Genomic DNA, 19,781 nt, shown 5'->3' with positions numbered 1-19,781 from the left:
ATGCGTCGGGAAAAGGGTTTTACCCTGCTGGAATTGATGGTGGTCATGGCAATCATCGCGACCCTGATGACCATCGCCTTGCCACGCTATTTCAACAGCCTTGAGGCCTCGAAAGAGACCACGTTGCGCCAGAGCCTGTCGGCAATGCGCGAAGCACTGGATCACTATTACGGCGATACCGGGCGTTATCCCGATTCCATCGAGCAACTGGTCGAGCAGCGTTACCTGCGGGTGCCGCCGACAGATCCGATCTCTGAACGCAAGGACCTCTGGGTGCTGGTGGCGCCGCCTGACGGCGTACCGGGCGGGGTCGCCGATATCAAAAGCGGTGCCACAGGGAGGGCGCGTGATGGCAGCCTTTATTCTGAGTGGTAAGCCGCAGGCCGAGTCCGGTTTCACCTACCTGGGCGTGCTGTTTCTGATCATGCTGACGGGCATGGGCCTGGCCAGTGCCGGGGAGTTGTGGTCCACCGCCTCGCGCCGTGATCGCGAACGTCAGTTGCTCTGGGTCGGTACCCAATATGCTCAGGCGTTGCGCAGTTATTACCGCAGTTCGCCAGGCCTGGCCCAGTACCCGAAAGAGCTGGCCGACCTGTTGCAGGACGAACGTTTTCCATCGGCCAGACATCACTTGCGCCAGTTGTACCCGGACCCGATCGGTGGCGGCGAATGGACGCTGATGCGCGGTTTCGATGGACGCATCACCGGGCTCTACAGCCCTTCCAAGGACAAGCCGCTCAAGCAGGTGGACTTCCCCGCTCAGTGGTCGGACTTCACCGGCATGGCGAGTTATTCGGATTGGCAGTTCGTGGCCGAGAAGGCCTTCCTCGATGGCGCGTCCGGGCCGAAAAGCCCGGCGGCAAAACCAGGCGCTGGAGCGCTGACGCCATGAACAGACACTGGCTACCGGCCCTGGTCCTGATGCTGATGACGTCCTTCGCGACAGCCGCCGAAGAGGACGAAATGCTCGGCTTCATTGTCGACGACACGATCTCGCACATCGGCCACGAATTTTACTACTCGTTCAGTGAACGCCTGCGCGCCACCAGCCCGATGGATTTCAACCTGGTGGTACGCGAACGACCTTCGGCACGCTGGGGCAGCCTGGTGACCGTGGAATATCAGCAGCGTTTGGTTTATCGGCGGTTCCTGCCGCCGAACACCGTGGAGCTCAAGGACGAGGCCTATGACGCCGCCGACTGGGTTCGCGGGCAGATCGTCCAGCGCAAGCTGGAAGCCTTGTTACAGGACACCACGGACCTTGAGAGGGACGAATTATGAAAACGAAAACGTTCTTGCACAGCACCGGCGTGTGGTTGCTCGGGCTTGGAAGTTGCGGCCTGGTCCACGCCACGGAGCTGGTCTACACGCCCATCAACCCCTCGTTCGGCGGCAACCCGTTGAACGGCACCTGGTTGCTCAACAACGCCCAGGCGCAAAACGACTACGACGATCCTGACTTGAAAGATCGCGCCACGGTGGCCGGCACTTCAGCCCTTGAGCGCTTCACCAGTCAGTTGCAATCGCGGTTGCTCGGGCAGTTGCTGGACAACATCTCGACCGGCAACACGGGGAGCCTGTCCACCGACGCTTTTATCGTCAACGTCGTCGACGACTCCGGCGCGCTGACCATTGAAGTGACGGACCGGGCGAGCGGTGAAGTTTCGGAAATCCAGGTGAATGGCCTGGCCCCTTGACGGGGTTTTGGGTCAACGGGGAGTTAAGGACATGAAAAAAATAATTGTGCTAGGGCTCATGTTGGCGGCATTACAAGGTTGCAGTCTGCGCGATCCGATGTCGGCCGAGCAGGACACTGCAACCCCGACCCTGACGCCAAGGGCCTCGACGTATTACGACTTGCTCAACATGCCACGACCCAAGGGCCGGTTGATGGCCGTGGTGTACGGCTTCCGTGATCAGACCGGTCAGTACAAACCGACGCCGGCCAGCTCGTTTTCCACCAGTGTCACCCAGGGTGCGGCGAGCATGTTGATGGATGCCTTGCAGGCCAGCGGCTGGTTCGTGGTGCTGGAGCGTGAAGGGCTGCAGAACCTGCTGACCGAGCGCAAGATCATCCGCGCCTCGCAGAAGAAGCCAAACACTCCGGTGAACATCCAGGCTGAACTTCCACCGCTGCAAGCGGCGAACATGATGCTTGAGGGCGGGATCATTGCCTACGACACCAACGTGCGCAGCGGTGGGGAAGGGGCACGCTACCTGGGCATCGACATATCCCGTGAGTACCGCGTCGATCAGGTCACGGTGAACCTGCGTGCGGTGGATGTGCGCAGCGGTCAGGTGCTGGCCAACGTGATGACCAGCAAGACCATCTACTCCGTGGCCCGCAGTGCCGGGGTGTTCAAGTTCATCGAGTTCAAGAAGTTGCTCGAAGCTGAAGTCGGCTACACCACCAACGAACCGGCGCAGTTGTGTGTGCTGTCGGCGATCGAAGCGGCGGTGGGGCATATGCTGGCGCAGGGGATTGAGCGGCATTTGTGGCAGGTTGCCGGGGATAATTCTGTGCCTGCGCAGAATGAGACGCTGGACCGGTACCTGACGCAGAACAAGGTTGTGCCTGAGGGTGAGGAAGAGTGAACCGAGGCGGCCTTCGGGCCGACCTGGTTTGACTTTGATGCGGATCCTGGCGGCCTTCGAGCCGACCGGGATTTTGCAGATGTCCCCAATCCCGTGGGAGCGGGCTTGCCCGCGAAGGCGGCCTTCGAGCTGACCTGTTTTTTCGGATGTACCCCATCCAACTGTGGGAGCGAGCCTGCTCGCGAAGGCGGCCTGACAGCCGACCTGTTATTTGTTGACCGAGTACATATCCATTCCTGCGGTAACGGCCACTTATGGTTTCGCTCTTACAGCGACTCATTTTTGCAGACGCCCAAAAGTAAGCAAAACGCTTTGCCCCAGCGTCCGGTCCCTCGCCTGGGCTCGGTGTTCCCTCGCTCCGGTCCTGCTCCGTGGGCCCGCCGCCATCGACCATCCATGGCCGGGGGCGGCTAGCCCGGCATCCATGCCGGGCTGCCCACTGCGCAGAACCTCCACTCGGCCTCCCGATGAAGGGGCGGATGGGTCAAGATCAAGAGCTGCAGGCGAGCTAACGCTCGGCCTGTTGAGTGGTGAAGGGCAGGGTGTACGTTGATCGTTTGATCGTTTCCACGCGCAGCAAAGGAATGCCGCCAGGGACGCTCCGCGTTGCGCTTTTGAATGTGACGCAGAGCGTCACGGGGTGCATTCCTTGATCCACAGGGGGAGCGGCAATAACAGCCAGTCAGTTACACCGCGTTATCGTTCTTCGCGGGCAACCAAACTCAGTGGATGTATACCGCCCCATAAAAAAACCGCGACCCCACCAAAGGGCCGCGGTTTTTCTATGCTGCGCGATTATTGCTGTAGCACGGTTGCCTGGTTGGCAGAACCAAACTGCTGCACGGTCGCCATCTGTGTCACCCCACTTTGATCAATACTGGCAATGTTGCCGGTGCCGCCCTGGGTCACGTAAGCCACGTTCATGGTGTCAGCCTGTTTGACCGTGATCATGTTGTCACTGCCATACAGCTGCGTGGTGAACGCCTGGTTGCCGGTGCCTTCCTGGTTGAATTCGGTGCTGTTACCAGTACCGGTGCTGCTGCCCTGGGCCAGGTTGGTGGTGCCGCGCTGGTCAGCAATGAGGATGTTGTCGCTGCCGTTCTGGTCGAAGTACAGCTCGTTGTAGGAGTCGGCCTGGCTGACGGTGGTTTTGTTGCCCGTGCCAGTCTGGTGAGTGGTCATGATCTGGCCGACGCCGTCCTGGGTGAAGCTGGCGACGTTGGCGTTGCCGGCCTGAGTGACGGTCGCGCGTTGATTGGTGCCGAACTGGCCACCTGATTGCGGTCCTTTCCAGTTGCTGGCGTAGACCTTATTGTCGTTACCCACCGAGGTGGCGGTGAGCACTTGGCTGTCGCCGCTCTGGTAAGTGAAGTGCACGTTACCGCTACCTTGCTGATACAGCGCCAGGACCGAGCCAACAGAATCGAACTGGTCGGCGTAGATCGCGTTGACATCGCCGACTTGCAGCACTTGGACGGCGTTGTTTTCGCCGAAGCTCTGGTCGACGATGGTTTCGTTGCTCACGCCCAGCTGGTTGACGGTGGCCTGGCTGGCGAGCTGGGTGTCTTGCCAGACTTCGGTGCCGTTCATGTCGCCGAGCTGGTTGATGGTCACGGTTCCGCCGTCACCGTAGCTTTGGTCGCCATACGCGTAGTTGCCTTCGCCCGCCTGGTTGATGTTGATCTGGCCGGCCAGGTGACCGATATGTTCGGCGGTGCCGTAGTTGGCGGTGCCGAATTGAATGACGGTTGCGTTGTTGCCGGCGCCGATCAGGAACTGTTCGATGTAGGCTTCGTTGCTGTCACCCACCTGGAAGGAGGTGGCGGTATTGCCGTCCTGGCTTTCCTGGTAGATGAAGGAGAAGTTGCCGGTACCTTGCTGTTGTTGCAACGACTGGTTGCCGCCCAAGGTACCCACCGACTGACTGGCATGGCTGGTATTGAAGGCGCCAACCTGTTGCTGGGTGATGGTGCTGCCATTGTCATAAAGCTGTTCGGCGTAACCGGCGTTGTAATCACCGATCTGGTCCTGGGTAATGATGCTGGTGGCATTGTCCTGCACGGCGGCGGCGTCGTTGCCCTGGCCGAGTTGATTTTGGGTTGCGGTGCTGAACGGGGCCGCTATCTGCTTGACATCACCGATGTTGGCAGTGCCGAGTTGGTTTTGGGTCGAAAGGCTGTCGTCGGCCATCGCCTGGGCACTGACAATGACCAGAATGGCGGCGGTGAGGGGCGTCAGTTTGAACATGATGAAACCTCCAGGTGGTGCGGTGCTTTAGCGATATTGTTTGACCGAAACGCTCATGCCGTTCCCTGACTGGGTCACGGCGCTTGAAAGCCCCGTGCCGGCCTGGTCGATGCTGGCGTCGTTGTTATTGCCGTTCTGGGAAATCTGCGCGCGGTTGTGGCTGCCGTTTTGCGTGATCGAGGCGTTGTTGCCAGAACCTTGCTGGGTGATCAGTGCCATCAGGTCGCTGCCTTGTTGCAGGATGTAGGCTTCCTGATTACTGCCCGACTGAACGATGCGGCCGAGCAACGACTGGCCGTTCTGTTGCAGCAACGCAACGTTGGCCTGGCCGTTCTGGTCGATCAGTGCTTGCTGGCCAATCGGTGGTGGTAACTCGCCGAGGTCGGCGCCGGGGGCCAGGTCGTCGTTCTCCATCAAATCGTCAGCGCGCACGCCCGCACTGCTGTAGAGCAGAAGCAGGCAGAGCAGGGCGGCGGTTGGCGTTTTCATGGCGTTGTCCTGTGCCGGGAGACCGGCCCCATCAACCAATTCCGGTTGATGGGGCGAGGGCTCAGTTCGAGATCACCGACACCGTGCGCACGGTGCCCTGGGACGAGCGGATGGTCGCGGTCGGGTTAGCCGACGGGATCACCGTGGTGCTGTTGCTCACCGTCAGTCTCCAGCGACCAGTCAACGGCACCGTGGTAGTGCCCAGCGTCACCAGCCCGGTCGGGGTGGTCACCTGAATGGTGATGGTGTTGCCGGTGGTCACCGATGAGGTGCCCGTGAAGTCCCAGTTGAAGCGGTTGTTGGAGCGTGCCGTTACCGTGGCGGCTGTCACTGCGAAGGTTTCCGCAGCAGGCCGTGGCGAGACTTGCACCGTGACCGTCGCCGGGGTCGACAGAGCGCCGAAGCTGTCCCTGGCGATATAGGTGAAGGTCGTGGTGAAGGCCGTCGTGACCGTGGCCGGTGGGGTATAGGTGATCACCGTCCCGTCAGTGCTGACGGTGCCGCGATCGGCTGCTGGCTGTGTCAGGCTGGCGACCGCTAACGGCACGTTGCCTTCCGGATCGGTGTCGTTGGCCAGCACGTTGATCGGTACCGCCACGCCCAGGGTCGCGATGCTGTCGGCGACGGCCTCCGGAGACTGGTTAGGCGCCACGGTGATGGTCACGGTCGCCGGAGCGGTCGAGGCCAGGCCTTTGACGTCTTGAGCCTTGTAGGTGAAGGTCGTTGTCAACGGTGCAGTGACCACGGCTGGAGGGGTGTAGACCACCGCTGCCGTGCCGCTCAACGCCACGGTGCCCTGGTCGGCGGCCGGTTGGGTCAGCGCGGTGATGCTCAGTGGCGTGTCGCCGTCCGGGTCGCTGTCGTTGGTCAGCAGGTTGAGTGTGATCGGCACCCCGAAGCTGGTGCTCCCGGTGTCGGCCACCGCCAGTGGCGCCTCGTTCTCGCCGGTTTCCGGTGCCGCGCCGACCACCACAACAGGCTCGGTGTCACTGCCGCCCGCGGCGGATTTGACCGTCACGGTAGCCGGTGGCTGAAGCAGGTCGGCGATGGTGATTGTTTGCAGCGTGCCGGACTTCGACAGACGCCCGTAACCCTGGGCGACCATGTCCGGCACCGCCACTTCGTCAGTCGACGTGGCTTCGATCAGCAGGCTGTGATTGCTCCAGTTGTAGCGAGCCGTCTGGATTTTCACCACGTCGGTGACCTTGCTCGACACTGCCGTTGGACGGGTGGTGGCACTCGGGTCGGTAGCGGTGACCACCACCACCGCAGGCACGGTGGCACCCGTCAGGCGATGGCCGAAGAACTGGCCATTGTTGTCGCCGAGCATGTTGGTCAGGCAGGGAGACTGCGGTGGTCCGACCACCAGGGCCACGGTTTCGCGGAAGCACAGGCTCGAGCCGTTGGTCGATTTGCCAAACACTTCTACCCGGGTACTGCTGGTGTCCGGGCCTGAAGAAGTGCGGCGGTAAGTGGCGCGGCCGATTTCCACCGGGGTTTGCGCACGGTCGTCGAGGACTTTGCCGGACACGGTAAAGAGGTCGGTCTGGATGGTCCCGGCCGGCCCCTGCACACGCAGGAAGTTGTTGTTGAACGGGCTGCCGGTGACCGCTTCGGTGAGGTTCGGATCGCCGACGAAAGTCTCGATGGTGCCGGTATCCGGGTTCACCTCGGTGTACGGCCCGTTGACACTGCGCAGGAATGGCCCGACCTCCCCGTTGAGGGCACCCGAGAAATTGCCCGGTGCGCCGATGCCGATGTCGCGGGTAATGTTGATCGCCCGACGGCCCGGCGTGGTGACGTTGACCGTTTCCACGCCGTACGGGTGGGTGATGGTGTAGGTCCCGGCGACAGGCACGTTCACCCGCAGACGAATCCGCGCGAAGCTTGCCTGATCGCCGTCGACAGGGTTTTCCGCAGCGAATGCCGCTTCGATCCCGGCCACGTAGGCATCCACGCCATAGCCTCCGACATCATTGATGGTGGTCTCGGCGAGGTACCAGAACGTTTCCGGTGGCCAGTTATCCGGAAACACCATCGGCTGGGTGTCGTCGAAAACCCCAGGTTCCGGATTCAGGATGCACATGTAGGAGGGCGCGCCTGGTGCGCCAGGCGACCGCGAGCTGGTCGCCCGCGACTGGCACAGTTCCAGCGACAGCAGAGTGTTGTCCTGATACCACATCGGGAATTTCCCGGTGGCAAAGGTGTATGGGCCGGGGTCGACGGCAGCGAGTTGCGCGAAAGCACTGCCGGACAGCGATAGAGTCAGTCCCAGGGCGTTGAGCGCCAGGCGTGGCCAATTGTTCATGATGCCTCCTGATGAGGATCTGGGCATGTGAGCGTTCATTGCACGATGACCACTTCTTCGGTGTCGCTGCCGCCATTGGATGACGTCACTCGAACCTTGGCCGGTGGAATCGGCGAAATGCCGGTCACCAGGGATTTCGATGCACCATCGCCACTCAGGGCGCCGATGGCGACACCGGTGCCGGAGGTGGCGGTGAGTACCGGCGGCGAGGTTTCATCGCTGGTCGAGGCCACTACCGTGATTTGCGCGGTGCTCAAGCTGTACTGGGCGGTCTGGATCACCACCAGGTCCGTCAGTGGCATCGACAGGGTGGTCGGCGTGCTGCTGGGAATGGCCAGGTGGTTGTCGGCGGTCACCACCAGGTTGCTTGGCAATGTCGGGTTGGTTGCGGACTGGGCGTACCAGCGGCCGGAGGTATCAGCTTCGGTCAGGTTCAGCACCGGGCTGTTGCTGTCCAGGGTCACGGTGGCCGGTGGCGGTGGGGCCATGACGAACACATCCTGCTGCGCCACCGGTGCGCTTTCACCGGCCGTGCGCGAGTAAGTGCTGCGCTCGGTGATCATCGGAGTTGGCCGGACCACGGTCGACAACTTGCCGGAAATGGCCATGACCGTCGTGCGCAAGTCCAGACCGTTAGGCCCTTCGATGCGGATGTAGTTGGTATTGAAAGGGCTGCCGGTGAAGGCTTCTTCCAGGTTCGGATCGCCCACGAATTGCTCGGCCGACCCGGTGACCGGGTTGGTCTCGGTGTAGGGACCGTTGACGCTGCGCAGGAACGGGCCGATGTCACTCTTGAGTGCGCCGTCGTAGGTTTTCGGCGTGCCGATGCCGATGTCGCGGGTCATGTTGATTGCGCGACCTCCACCGGCGGGAACGTCAAATATGTCGACGCCATAGGGGTGGGTGATGGTGTAGACGCCGGCGGTGGGCACGTCCACCCGAATGCGGATGCGGCCAAAACTGACCTGGTCGCCTTCTACCGGTTCTTCAGCGGCGAAGGCTGCTTCCACGGCGCTGACAAAGGTCAGGTCGATGCCTCGTGCAGCGTCGACGATTGAGCCGTCGCCGGTGAACCAGAACGCCTCATCGGGAAAGTTGCTCGGGAAAACGACGGGCTGCGTGTCGTCGAAAACGCCGGGTGTCGGATTCAACAAGCACATGTAGGCCGGCGCACCGGGTGCACTGGCAACTCTGGAACTGACAGCCTTGGACAGGCAAAGATCGAGGGTTCGACCATGAGTGTCCTGATACCAGGCGGCGAACGAGCCGTTGGCTGGCATATAGGGGCCGGGGTCGACGGCAAACAGCGCCGCTTGGGCGACGCCTTGGGCCAGTGCGCTAACGACCAGGGCGGCCGCGGTTTTGGACAGTAAAGGGTGCATGAGTTAATCCCTCTATCGGAATGCCTGCCCCATGGAGATGGGTCAGTTAAGAGGGTTTTGGCAACTTCCATACCAACCGGCGAAAACGTCCGTGAAAGGCCCGGAACCAAGGCGTGTGACGCGCCAGCGCCGTCAGAGCACCAGCCATGAGGACAGGGCCACTGTCCCCAGCATTGGGGGCAGATGGGGATAACGGGGAGGGTGGCGGGGAACGAAACCCCAATGGCGGGCAAACGGCCATTAGTGGGCTATAACCCTATAGGGGAAATGTCGGGAACAACGTCCATGGATATGCCCGTAAAAATGCACCAGCCCGAAGAGGGCGATGTCCACCTGAGCTCGCGCAAACAGCCGTTCAATCTGCTGCGCTGGTTTTCGCTCATCAGCATGGCGGTGATCGGCACGGTGGCGGTGGCGTTGGGGTCGGTGTCCACGCGGTTCGTGATTACCGAAAGCATTCAGCGTGATGCGCTGCTGACGTCGCAGTTCATTCAGGCGATTGCCTCGGCGGAGGTGCGCCACGTCGCTATTCCCAACGTGCGGACCATGGGCGAGTTGCTCGACCCGCGCAAGGACAAGGATTTTCCCGAGGTCGACCCGATGGCCCGCGCCAATGCCCGTGGCGAATTCCTCGACCATATCGAGCACTTGCCGGACGTGATCCTGGCCAACATCTATGCCCTCGACCGCATGGTGATCTGGTCGACCAACCCGGCATTGATGGGCACCACGATCCACTCCGATGAAGACCTCGATCAGGCGTTTTCCTCCAAAACCCCTGTGTCGGCCAGCTATCACGATGTAGACAAGAGCCGCATGGAACAGAAGTTTGTGACGCCCCCGGAATACATTTTTATCGAAAACTATATTCCGCTGTTTGATGCCGACGGCAAGAACGTCACGGCGATGGTCGAGATCTACAAGGAACCCAAAGACCTGATCAGTCGCATGGAGCGCGGCCTGGTGCTGATCTGGCTGGCCACCGCCCTGGGCGGTGGTCTGATTTATCTGGGGCTGTACTGGATCGTGCGCCGCGCGGCGATTTTGCTCGCCGCGCAACAGAAACAACTGATCACCAACGAAACCTTTGTCGCCTTGGGCGAGATGTCGTCGGCGGTGGCCCACAGTTTGCGCAATCCGTTGGCGACCATCCGCTCCAGCGCCGAGCTGGCCCTGGAGTTCGACAATGGGGCGGCGCACAAGAACATCAACGACATCATCGGCCAGGTGGATCGCATGTCGAAGTGGGTAAGGGAGCTGCTGCAGTCCTTGCGTCCGATCAACGACGAGGCCGAGCCGGTGAATCTGGTGGCGGCACTGCATGACAGCCTGATGGCGTTCGAGCAGCAGATTGCCAAAGCCTCGATCCACGTCGTATTCGAGCCGAAAGAAACACCGATGGTCCTGAGCCAGCAAGTGCAGTTGACGCAGATTCTCAACAGTTTGCTCGCCAACGCACTGGAAGCGATGGCGCGGGGCGGCACGTTGACCATCACGCTGGAGCCAACCGATTCCCGAGGCGTGTGCGTGGTGGTGAGCGACACCGGCAAAGGCATGACCGAGGAACAACGCAGCATGGCCTTCCGGCCGTTCTTTACCACCAAGCAAGGCGGGCTCGGGGTCGGGCTGGTGCTGGTCAAGCGCATCATGGAGCGTTTCGGCGGTGCAGTGGCTCTGGGCAGCCGTGAAGGCGAGGGCACAAGCGTCCGTCTGTCATTCAAGTTGATGCCCTGAACATGGGTGTGAGCTTTCCCCATTAGCGGGTGTCATCCCCCAGTCGCTTTTCTCGCGAATGGCACATTTAAGTTGTTAAGCCATTGTTTTATCGACCATTAACGCTTTTGTATAAAGTTGTTACAGGTCTGGCGAGATCCTTGCAAAACCCCCATCACTCCCCTTTACGACCTTCGAGGCGGCTGGTGATGGACAATAAATCGCAGCCTCCCTCCAAACGGTTCGGCCTCCTGCCGCTACTGCGCGTACGTTTGAGAAGAACGTTGAGTCCAGCAACCTGGCTCGCTCTTCGGGCATTAATGCTCGTCACCTGTCTGCCGGTCAGTCAGGTGCTGGTGGCTCACGAGGTTGCTGCGCCAGGCTCGGCGTCGCCGGAGTCGACGACACCCTGGGGTGGCGACTATTTCCCCAACACCCTGCTGACCGATCAGGACGGTCGGCAGCTGCATTTCTTCGATGACTTGATCAGGGACAAAGTGGTGGTGATCAATTTCATATTCACTACGTGCAGTGACTCTTGCCCACTGGAAACCGCGCGTTTGCGTCAGGTGCAGAAATTGCTGGGGGATCGGGTCGGCCAGGACATCTTTTTCTACTCCATCAGCATCGATCCCCTGAGCGATACGCCTGAAGTGCTCAAGGCCTATGCACAACGCTTCAAGGTCGGACCGGGCTGGAAGTTTCTCACCGGGGAACTCGCCGAGGTCACCGATCTGCGAAAAAAACTCGGGCTGTTTATCGAAGGCGTCGACAACGGACGCAGCAAGGACCACAACCTGAGCCTGATCGTCAGCAATCATTGGCGGTTCAATCCCGATAGCGGCTAATTACTATCATTGGGCCGTCGGCCACGATCAATGCCACCTACACTGATCTGAAACACGGCTAAAAAGGGCTTGATGCAAGCATCCAGGAAGGTCCCATGCAGATACTGGAACAACAAAAAGTACCTGCGCCGGATACGCCGGCAGCAGAAGGCAAGGGCTGGCGCGGACAGTTCAATTTGTTGCGCTGGTTTTCCTTGGGCAGCTTTTTCATCATCGCCGCCGTGGCGCTGGGGCTGGGCTATATTTCCACGCGTTTCGTGGTCGATGAGAGCATTGAGCGTGATTCCATGCTGACGGCGCAGTTCGTTCAGGCCATTGGTGATGCCGAAATTCGCCATGCCGCGATTGCCCCGAACAGAACCATGGGCGAAATGCTCGATCCGCGTCAGGACAACGCCTACCCGGATGTGCCTCCGGCGTCTCGTGCCGCCTCACGCATTGAGTTTCTGGATCATATTGAGCATCTGCCGGACGTTCTATTGGCCACGGTATACGCCCTGGATCGCACCGTGGTCTGGTCCACTAACCCGCAGCTGATCGGCGTGCGCATCGAGGGCGACGAGGAGCTGGACGAATCTTTTGAAATGAAGGAGCCGGTGTCCACCAGCTACCACCAGGTCGACGAAGAGCGCCCCGAACAGATGCTGTTGCGCGAACCCAAGTATTTGTTCATCGAGAACTACATCCCGATGTTCAATGCCGACAAGAGCAAAGTGATCGCCATGGTGGAGATCTACAAGGAACCGGCGGACCTGGTGGAGCGCATCCAGCGTGGCTTCAAGTCGATCTGGCTGGCGACCTTGCTCGGCGGGGCGGCCATCTACCTGGGGCTGTTCTGGATTGTGCGGCGTGCGGCAATACTGCTGCAGAGCCAGCAGAAACAATTGATCAACAACGAGACCTTTGCCGCGCTGGGGGAAATGTCCTCGGCGGTCGCTCACAGCCTGCGCAATCCGTTGGCGAACATACGTTCCAGCGCCGAACTGGCCCAGGAAATCGCCAGCCAGAACGCGCAGAAGAACATCGGCGACATCATCAACCAGGTCGATCGCATGTCGCGCTGGGTCCGCGAATTGCTGGTGTCGTTGCGACCGATGAATGACGACTGTGAAACTGTGGCCCTGATGCTGGCCATCGACGACACCCTGAGTGCCTTCGAGGCATTGATCAAGCGCTCTAACGTCGAGGTGCGCTTCACGCCACGAAGCTGTCCACCGATCGTCAGCCAGCAGGTGTTGCTCACGCAAATTCTCAATAGCCTGTTTGCCAATGCGCTGGAAGCCATGCCCAAGGGCGGCGTTCTGAGTATTGATATTGATTCGCCAACGCCCGGGTACTTGCGCATGGTCCTGAGCGATACCGGCAAAGGCATGACCAAACAGCAGCAACTGATGGTCTTCAAGCCGTTTTTTACTACCAAACAAGGAGGGTTGGGCGTTGGCCTGGCCCTGGTCAAAAGAATAATGGAGCGTTTCGAAGGCTCGGTCCAATTGACCAGCCAGGAGCAGGAAGGAACCCGCGTTAGTCTCAACTTCAAAGTGGCAACGGGAGGGGAATATGGAGCACAGCATTCTGCTGGTCGAGGACGATGAACTCCTGGCCGAGAATATTCAGACCTACCTGGAGCGCAAAGACTTCGAGGTGACGGTCTGCCACTCGGCTGAGGACGCACTGGAGCAATTGAGCACGTTCGTTCCTGACGTGGTGCTGACCGATAATTCGCTGCCGGGCATGAGCGGTCACGACCTGATCCAGAAGCTGCGCATCAGCGCGCCGGATCTGAAAGTGATCATGATGACCGGTTACGGCAACGTCGAAGACGCCGTGGTGGCGATGAAAGAGGGCGCTTTCCATTACGTCACTAAACCGGTGGCCTTGCCGGAACTCAAGTTGCTGCTGGACAAGGCCCTGGCCACTGATCGAATGGAGCGCACGCTGTCGTTCTATCAGGAGCGCGAAGCGCAAAAGTCAGGGGTGCAGGCATTGATCGGCGAATCGGCGCCCATGCTTTATCTGAAAAACACCATCGGCCAATTGCTCGACGCCGAACGCCGCATGGCCAACACCGACCTGCCGCCCGTACTGGTGGAAGGCGAGACCGGTACCGGCAAGGAGTTGGTCGCCCGGGCGCTGCACTTCGACGGCCCTCGCGCCAAAGGCCCGTTTATTGAATTCAACTGCGCTTCGATTCCTTCCAACCTGGTGGAGTCGGAGCTGTTCGGCCACGAGAAGGGCGCCTTCACCGATGCCAAGGACCGTCGTGTCGGGTTGGTGGAAGCGGCCGATGGCGGGACGCTGTTTCTCGATGAAGTCGGTGAAATGGACCTGTTGCTGCAAGCCAAACTGCTGAAGCTGCTGGAAGACCGGACCATTCGCCGGGTCGGCTCGGTGAAGGAGCGCAAAGTGGATTTGCGGGTGATCAGCGCGACCAATTGCAACCTCGAACAAATGGTCCAGCAGGGCAAGTTCCGTCGCGACCTGTTTTTTCGTTTGCGCATCATCTCGATCAAGGTGCCGCGCCTGTACGCCCGGGGCGAAGACATCCTGCTGCTGGCTCGACACTTTCTGGCGATCCACGGCAAACGTTATGGCAAGCCGCACCTGCATTTCAGCAACCAGGCCGAAGAATTGCTGCTCAGCTACAGTTGGCCGGGCAATGTGCGCGAATTGCGCAACATGCTTGAGCAAACCGTATTGCTGGCCCAGAGCGACAGCATCGCCGCCCATCAGTTGAACGTCTGCCTGAGCCTGGTGGATGATCCGCCGGCGTTTGTGCAGGAGCAGCATCACGAGCCGCGTCCGGTCTACAACGGCACCGAGTCGATGAACCTGCCGGAAGTGGAGCGCGACATGGTGCGCAAGATGCTCGACAAGACCGACTGGAACGTCACCAAGTCCGCGCGGTTGCTGGGCCTGAGCCGCGACATGTTGCGTTACCGGATCGAAAAACTCGGCCTTGCGCGCCCGGACAAACGCCAGTGGTAAGGTTTAATGCATCAATGGCCCCTGGCGGCTGAGGCACTCGAGCAGGCACGTGGGGTCAAGCACTTCTTCGTTCACGTAGACTCCGCGCTCGGAATCGTAGGCGCGGATGAACACTCGAACGGTGGCGTCCGCTACCGTCGGCAATCTTGAGTCGTAGAACTCATGCTGACTCGCAATCGGGATGAAATCCTGGGGCGCTGTCGGGATGTATGAGCGCGGTGGCACCGTGCTCATGGACGGCGGAACGGGATGGGCAAAAGGCTGGTTGTCCCCGTAATAGTTGAACTCACTGCTGTAATCGGTAGTGGGTGTCAGCTCGTCAGCCGCCTGTAAACCGCTTGCGGCGGTCAGGCAGAGGGTGAACAACAGCGTCAGGTCGGTTTGTTTCATGGCAGCACCTGCGAAATCGGTTTTCCCGCATTTCCCCAAGGCCATTAACTATAGCTGCCGTACGAGCACGTGTTCGTGGTGCCCGATTTACAAAGTCCCAACAAATGCCCAATGGTTATGCAAAACGCTGATCTAGACTCGTGCAGTCACAAGACCCGAGATCTGGAGCGCGCAATGGAAATGCCGACAAAAGAAAATGCCATCGCCAGCAACCGCGATGCCTGGAACGATTCCGCCCGACACCACAAAGACACCCCTGAATGGCAAGCCCGTTTGACCGACGTGGGCCATGGGGATTTTTCCTGCCTGGATGAGACCCTGACCGAGTTACTTGAGCAGGTCGGTGTCGATGGCAAAGACGTGGTGCAACTGGGCTGCAACAACGGCCGTGAAAGTCTTTCGCTGTTTGCGCTGGGGGCGTGCAGCGTGGTGGGCGTCGACCAGTCCGGGGCCTTTCTCGATCAGGCGCGGGAGCTGGCGTCTCGCTCGCCCCATGCGCCCGAATTCATCGAGGCTGATATTCATCATCTGCCGCATGAACTTCAGGGCCGCTTCGACGTGGCCTTGATCACCATCGGCGTACTGAACTGGATGCCGGACATCGGCGAATTCTTCCGTCACGTCGCGCAAACGCTAAAACCCGGCGGCGCGCTGGTGGTGTACGAAACCCATCCGTTCCTGGAAATGTTCGACCCCGAGGCCGCCGATCCCTATCGCCCGGAGAGCTCGTACTTTCGCAGCGAGCCCTTCGTGCAAAACCAGCCGATCGTCTACGAAGGCAAAGTCGAACAACAGTCTGCGGCGTCCTATTGGTTCGTCCACACCCTGGGCGCCATCTTTACCGGTGCAATCGGGGCGGGGCTGCAGATCAGCCACTTCAAGGAATACCCGCATTCCAACCGCGAGGAACTCTACGACCGCTATCAGCAGCAGACGGCGCAGTTGCCGTTGTGTTTTTCGTTGATGGGGGTGAAGCGAATGGCGCGCCACGGTCCACCCGATAAACCCGTGAATCAGCCTTAAGCCGACGCCGTCACCGCCGGCCGTTCTGGTTTGCGCAGTGGGTCCAGGCGCGATCCTTCGTAGGAAGTTTCGCGGTAGAAGCGCCAGCGACCGAACAGGCCATAGACGTGGGTCACGCGGCCCTGTTCGTGATAGCCCATGCGGATGTGCAGCTTGAGTGCCGGGATGTTGTGCGTTTCGCAGACGTCCACCACCTTGTTGCAGCCCTGGGCTGCCATCGCCGCCCAGAGGTTGATCTGGGCGTCCACCGACAGGCTGGTGCCGAAGTAGCTGCGGGTCATCTCGCCACCGAATTCGAAGAACTCACCGGGTTTGACCGCAAACCAGCAGCCGTAATAGTGACGGTCGTGATAGTCGTGCATGCTGCCCCAGATGAAGCCGATGGCATGGTCGTCTTCGTCCAGGTACATTTGCCCGGTGTGACCTTCGGCGGCGAGCTCGGCCATGGTGTCGACGCGGTCGCCGAAGTGCTTGGTGAAGGCCGTGGCGTTTTCAGCCGTGATGGTGACCAGGCGCACGCCGGAGTACGGACGCAGCTTGTGCGGCGGTACCGCACTGACCAGGTCGCGCTCCATCCACAATAGCTCCCAATGGAAGAACACATAACGCTTCCACAGCGTGTTGAACGTGCCGCTCAGACCCTTTTGTTTGATGCGTTCGCGAAGCTTGTCGATGACGTTCATAACGCTCTCCGTAGCCAAGGCCAGGGTGTGGTGAATGACGCTTTTGAGGGGTATAGATCAAGGTTGCAAGTTCATGTCAAAGCGCCAGCTTTGAATTTGTTGCAACTTATGTAACTTATTCAAGTGCCGCTGTACCGGCCTGCACAAACCCGCTGACATCGCCGTAGCAAATACGTGGCACTCCTGGAAGCCGATGCTCTAGCACGTAGGTTAGCGACGCATCTGGAGGCAAATAGGTATCGCCGAAATCGGCCCCGAGCTGGGTCGGATGGGCGACGATTTCCAGCACACCATCGGTCGGCATATCGGTATCGCGCAGGTCCACTGGCGTGCACACATAATCGGCGGTGATGCCGGCCAGGCTGCGCAAGCGACGATTGAGCAATTCCTTGAACACGCGTTTGGGCAGGCTCAGGTTTTGCCCCAGATTGCGCGCCAGCCGCACCGGAACGTCTTGGCGTGCGGCGAAGCGCGCGACGATCTCGCCGATGGGCCAAATGTTGTGGACGTGCTGATGAGAATCCAGATGGCTGGGACGTACGCCATTGTCCAGACAGCGTTGCCATTGCGCTTCGAGCTCTTCGAGCACCGCATTGCGATCGCGTCGGTTGAGCCAGAGGCGGTGGCGAGGCAGATTGAGGTCGAAAACCCCGGCGCTGTCGCAGAAGGTCGTTCGACTCAGAATCGACCGACTCAGTGGTCGCCCGTAGGTGAGGTTGAAGTGCAACCCGATACGCCCCTCCAGCAACGGATGCCGGGCCAGGACGCACGCTGCTTCGAAGGCCGGCATATTGGCCATGGCGGTCGCGGAGCTGATGATCCCGGCCTGGAAAGCCCCCAGGATCACCGCGTTTTCACAGGCACTGAGGCCGAAATCGTCAGCGTTGACTATGACTTGGCGAGGCATGTTCTCCCTCCATGATTTTTTCGGTGGGCGTAACCGGTTCGATAGTGGGAACGGTCACGGGAGCGACGACGGGCGTCAGCTTGACGGTTGCCGCCGCGCGCCTGGCTCGCCATTTTTGCAGCGAAGGTTTGAGCCGCTGCCAAACCCGCAGGGCCAACCCCAGGGCAAGGCCGCTGGGGCGCCAGGAATAGAAACTCCAGCGCCAGTGTTCCTGTTGTCCGGTCATGCGCTCATGCAGTTGATGGCTGGAGTTTTCCAGGCTGACGCGCGAGGCGTCGATCCAGCGCCAGTCGTCTTCCAGCCCCCAACGAATCCATTCTTCAAGCAGCACCCGACCGCTGCCCAGATCGGCGTATTGCGGCAGGAATGCCAGGTTGTAATCGTACAGTCGGCCCTGTTCCAGCAGCCCGAGTCGATAGCTGATGCAGCGTCCGTCCAGTTCCAGCACCACGACCCGCACCAACCCTCGGGCGGCGAGGGCGGTGAAGGCCCGGTCCATCCATTGGCGGTGGCGCTCATCGGCAAAAATCCCGACGCCTTCATCGCCTTTCCAACTCACCGCTTCGACTTCGCTGATGGCCTGTAACAACGGCCCCATGGTCGATGCGTCGGGCGTGATCCGCCGGATTTGAGCACCACACGCGGCAATCCGTTTTCGCGCTCGGCGCAGTTTGTAGCGCGGATCTCCGGAAATCTCCTGGTGGTCGGCGTCGCTGATCAGGTGCACCGGCGCTCGACAGCTCAAGCGTCGCTCGCGGGTGGAGCTATGAGCCATCCATTCTGTCAGGGCGCTTTCTTCTCCCGGGTGTTCGGTCAGCTCATTGAGTTGTAACAGTGCATGCGGCAATCGACGGCGAATCTCGATCAACGCCTTGCGCATGTTCTCGGCGTCCAGGCTGGCGAGCAAGGCGAGGCGGTCGGTGAGGGGATAACCCAGGTGATGCAGCACCCGAAACGGCAGCTTTGCGATGCGCTCAACGGACATCACCAGCGGCAGGCACAACGCCAACTCGTTACCTTGCCAGCCGAGCAAAACGTGCAAGTTTTCTCCGGCCGTCAATGCCTGTTCTGATGCACACATCCAGGCCAGTGTGTTGAACGGCGTGTGGTCTGTCACACGCAGGCGCAGCGCTTCATAAGCCGCTGTCGGGAAGTCTGCGGAGCACAGCGAAGTGCGCCATTCGAATCGTGCTGCCATAGGGTCAGGTCGCCGGTGCTGTAGCGGGTTCACGCGCCGGTTTGCGCAAGGCATCCAGACGTGAGTCGCTGTAACGGGTTTCGCGGTAGAAGCGCCAGCGACCAAACAGCTCGTAGACGTTCATGATCCGCCCTTGTTCCTTGTAGTCCATGCGAATGTGCAGCTTGAGGGCCGGAATATTGTGGGTCTCGCACACATCCACCACTTTGTTGCAGCCTTGAGCCGCCATGGCTTTCCAGAGGTTCAGTTGAAAGTCCAGCGACAGCAACGTCCCCCAGTAGGCGCGGATCTGCTCACCGCCGAATTCAAAGAACTCGCCTTCTTTCACCGGGAACCAGCAGCCGTAGTAATGACGGTCGTGGTAGTCGCGCGCACTGCCCCAGATGAAGGCCACCGCATCGCCTTTATCATCCAGGTACATGTGTCCGGTATGACCCTCGCGGGCCAGTTCAGCCATGGTTTCTACGCGGTCGCCGAAGTGGCGAGTGAACGCCGCTGTGTTCTGCGGGGTGATGGTTTCCAGCCGCAGTGGCGCGTAGGGCCTGAGTTTGTGCGGCGGCACCGGAGTCACCAGATCGCGCTCCATCCACAACAGTTCCTCATGGGAAAACACGTAATGCTTCCATATCTTTTTGAGGGTGGCGCGCAGGCCTTTTTGTTTGATGTGACCACTGAGTTTCTTTAGCACACTCATGTTATTGACTCCTGACGGCAACGGCCGTAAGTGGAGTGATGCGAGGCGCGGAAAATGACCGACGCCGCAAGGCAATAGATGGCGATTCATGAAGCGCTCCAGCTAAGGTTGAACAGGGTCCGTCCTGGCAGCTCGAAGCTGACGCGACCGTCCTGGCAACTGAAAGGGGCGTCGCGGGTCCGGTTGTCGGCGCCGAAATAACGCAGTGAGCCTTTGGCTAACGGACACCTGGCTCCGGTCAGATCCACGCGCTGCAAGCGCGTGCCTTTGTTGACTCCCAGCAAGCTGCGCTTGACGTCCTCGGTCATGGCCAGCACGT

Annotated in this window: 18 protein-coding genes and 1 pseudogene; 10 read left to right on the top strand and 9 right to left on the bottom strand. The window is 60.2% G+C overall.

From position 1 onward, the window contains the following. From FQ185_RS26585 to FQ185_RS26565, 5 genes are read left to right on the top strand one after another with little or no spacing between them, the layout of a single operon-like run. Complete coding sequence (locus FQ185_RS26585) at positions 1-375, top strand: type II secretion system protein (RefSeq protein ID WP_149420052.1); 375 nt, start codon at positions 1-3, stop codon at positions 373-375. Next, positions 350-892 (top strand): type II secretion system protein, encoded by a 543-nt coding sequence (locus FQ185_RS26580; RefSeq protein WP_149420051.1) that lies wholly within the window; start codon positions 350-352, stop codon positions 890-892. The genes FQ185_RS26585 and FQ185_RS26580 overlap by 26 nt, the downstream gene beginning before the upstream one ends. Next, the gene (gene csgE, locus FQ185_RS26575) at positions 889-1,281 is read left to right on the top strand and encodes a curli production assembly/transport protein CsgE (RefSeq protein ID WP_149420050.1); all 393 of its coding nucleotides are present in this window, start codon (positions 889-891) and stop codon (positions 1,279-1,281) included. Before FQ185_RS26580 ends, csgE begins: the two co-directional genes overlap by 4 nt. Beyond that, positions 1,278-1,697, top strand: a complete 420-nt coding sequence (locus FQ185_RS26570) for a curli assembly protein CsgF (protein ID WP_149420049.1) — start codon at positions 1,278-1,280, stop codon at positions 1,695-1,697. The genes csgE and FQ185_RS26570 overlap by 4 nt, the downstream gene beginning before the upstream one ends. Positions 1,698-1,728: 31 nt before the next feature. Beyond that, complete coding sequence (locus FQ185_RS26565; RefSeq protein ID WP_149420048.1) at positions 1,729-2,595, top strand: CsgG/HfaB family protein; 867 nt, start codon at positions 1,729-1,731, stop codon at positions 2,593-2,595. Positions 2,596-3,390: 795 nt separating this feature from the next. Here FQ185_RS26565 and FQ185_RS26560 read toward each other — a convergent pair. The 4 genes from FQ185_RS26560 to FQ185_RS26545 all read right to left on the bottom strand — a co-directional run bounded on the left by FQ185_RS26560 (position 3,391) and on the right by FQ185_RS26545 (position 9,021). Next, a complete protein-coding gene (locus tag FQ185_RS26560) occupies positions 3,391-4,842 on the bottom strand; it encodes a curlin (RefSeq protein WP_149420047.1) in 1,452 nt (483 codons plus the stop codon). A gap of 27 nt (positions 4,843-4,869) precedes the next feature. Beyond that, a complete protein-coding gene (locus FQ185_RS26555; RefSeq protein WP_149420046.1) occupies positions 4,870-5,331 on the bottom strand; it encodes a curlin in 462 nt (153 codons plus the stop codon). Positions 5,332-5,392: 61 nt separating this feature from the next. Then, positions 5,393-7,639 (bottom strand): Ig-like domain-containing protein, encoded by a 2,247-nt coding sequence (locus FQ185_RS26550; RefSeq protein ID WP_149420045.1) that lies wholly within the window; start codon positions 7,637-7,639, stop codon positions 5,393-5,395. A 35-nt stretch (positions 7,640-7,674) separates the two neighbouring features. Then, the gene (locus FQ185_RS26545) at positions 7,675-9,021 is read right to left on the bottom strand and encodes a hypothetical protein (RefSeq protein ID WP_149420044.1); all 1,347 of its coding nucleotides are present in this window, start codon (positions 9,019-9,021) and stop codon (positions 7,675-7,677) included. A gap of 285 nt (positions 9,022-9,306) precedes the next feature. On the opposite strand from FQ185_RS26545, the gene FQ185_RS26540 reads away from it, so the two are divergent. The 4 genes and pseudogenes from FQ185_RS26540 to FQ185_RS26525 all read left to right on the top strand — a co-directional run bounded on the left by FQ185_RS26540 (position 9,307) and on the right by FQ185_RS26525 (position 14,567). Next, complete coding sequence (locus tag FQ185_RS26540) at positions 9,307-10,755, top strand: HAMP domain-containing sensor histidine kinase (RefSeq protein WP_149420043.1); 1,449 nt, start codon at positions 9,307-9,309, stop codon at positions 10,753-10,755. 299 nt (positions 10,756-11,054) lie between these two features. Then, a pseudogene (locus FQ185_RS26535) lies at positions 11,055-11,552 on the top strand (SCO family protein); the annotation flags it as partial. A gap of 125 nt (positions 11,553-11,677) precedes the next feature. Continuing rightward, positions 11,678-13,174, top strand: a complete 1,497-nt coding sequence (locus tag FQ185_RS26530) for a sensor histidine kinase (protein WP_149420042.1) — start codon at positions 11,678-11,680, stop codon at positions 13,172-13,174. Continuing rightward, positions 13,140-14,567, top strand: coding sequence for a sigma-54 dependent transcriptional regulator (locus tag FQ185_RS26525; protein ID WP_149420041.1), 1,428 nt, complete (start codon positions 13,140-13,142; stop codon positions 14,565-14,567). Before FQ185_RS26530 ends, FQ185_RS26525 begins: the two co-directional genes overlap by 35 nt. Before the next feature lie 3 nt (positions 14,568-14,570). Here the strand turns inward: FQ185_RS26525 and FQ185_RS26520 are convergent, their stop codons facing one another. Further along, on the bottom strand, positions 14,571-14,957 hold the full coding sequence (locus FQ185_RS26520; RefSeq protein ID WP_149420040.1) for a hypothetical protein: 387 nt from the start codon (positions 14,955-14,957) through the stop codon (positions 14,571-14,573). A gap of 174 nt (positions 14,958-15,131) precedes the next feature. On the opposite strand from FQ185_RS26520, the gene FQ185_RS26515 reads away from it, so the two are divergent. Beyond that, on the top strand, positions 15,132-15,980 hold the full coding sequence (locus tag FQ185_RS26515) for a class I SAM-dependent methyltransferase (RefSeq protein WP_149420039.1): 849 nt from the start codon (positions 15,132-15,134) through the stop codon (positions 15,978-15,980). Here FQ185_RS26515 and FQ185_RS26510 read toward each other — a convergent pair. The 4 genes from FQ185_RS26510 to FQ185_RS26495 all read right to left on the bottom strand — a co-directional run bounded on the left by FQ185_RS26510 (position 15,977) and on the right by FQ185_RS26495 (position 19,462). Beyond that, positions 15,977-16,663: a GNAT family N-acetyltransferase gene (locus FQ185_RS26510; protein ID WP_149420038.1), complete on the bottom strand. Its 687-nt coding sequence runs from the start codon at positions 16,661-16,663 to the stop codon at positions 15,977-15,979. The genes FQ185_RS26515 and FQ185_RS26510 overlap by 4 nt on opposite strands. Before the next feature lie 115 nt (positions 16,664-16,778). Next, the gene (locus tag FQ185_RS26505) at positions 16,779-17,570 is read right to left on the bottom strand and encodes a ChbG/HpnK family deacetylase (protein ID WP_149420037.1); all 792 of its coding nucleotides are present in this window, start codon (positions 17,568-17,570) and stop codon (positions 16,779-16,781) included. Continuing rightward, entirely contained in the window at positions 17,542-18,768 is a 1,227-nt protein-coding gene (locus FQ185_RS26500) for a GNAT family N-acetyltransferase (protein ID WP_149420036.1), read from the bottom strand. Before FQ185_RS26500 ends, FQ185_RS26505 begins: the two co-directional genes overlap by 29 nt. Positions 18,769-18,772: 4 nt before the next feature. After that, complete coding sequence (locus FQ185_RS26495; protein ID WP_149420035.1) at positions 18,773-19,462, bottom strand: N-acetyltransferase; 690 nt, start codon at positions 19,460-19,462, stop codon at positions 18,773-18,775. Between the last annotated feature and the right edge of the window lie 319 nt (positions 19,463-19,781).

The sequence above is a fragment of the Pseudomonas sp. ANT_H12B genome (assembly GCF_008369325.1).
Lineage (GTDB): Bacteria > Pseudomonadota > Gammaproteobacteria > Pseudomonadales > Pseudomonadaceae > Aquipseudomonas.
The sequence above is the reverse complement of the archived record's forward strand: the minus strand, read 5'-3'. Positions and strand labels throughout refer to the sequence as shown.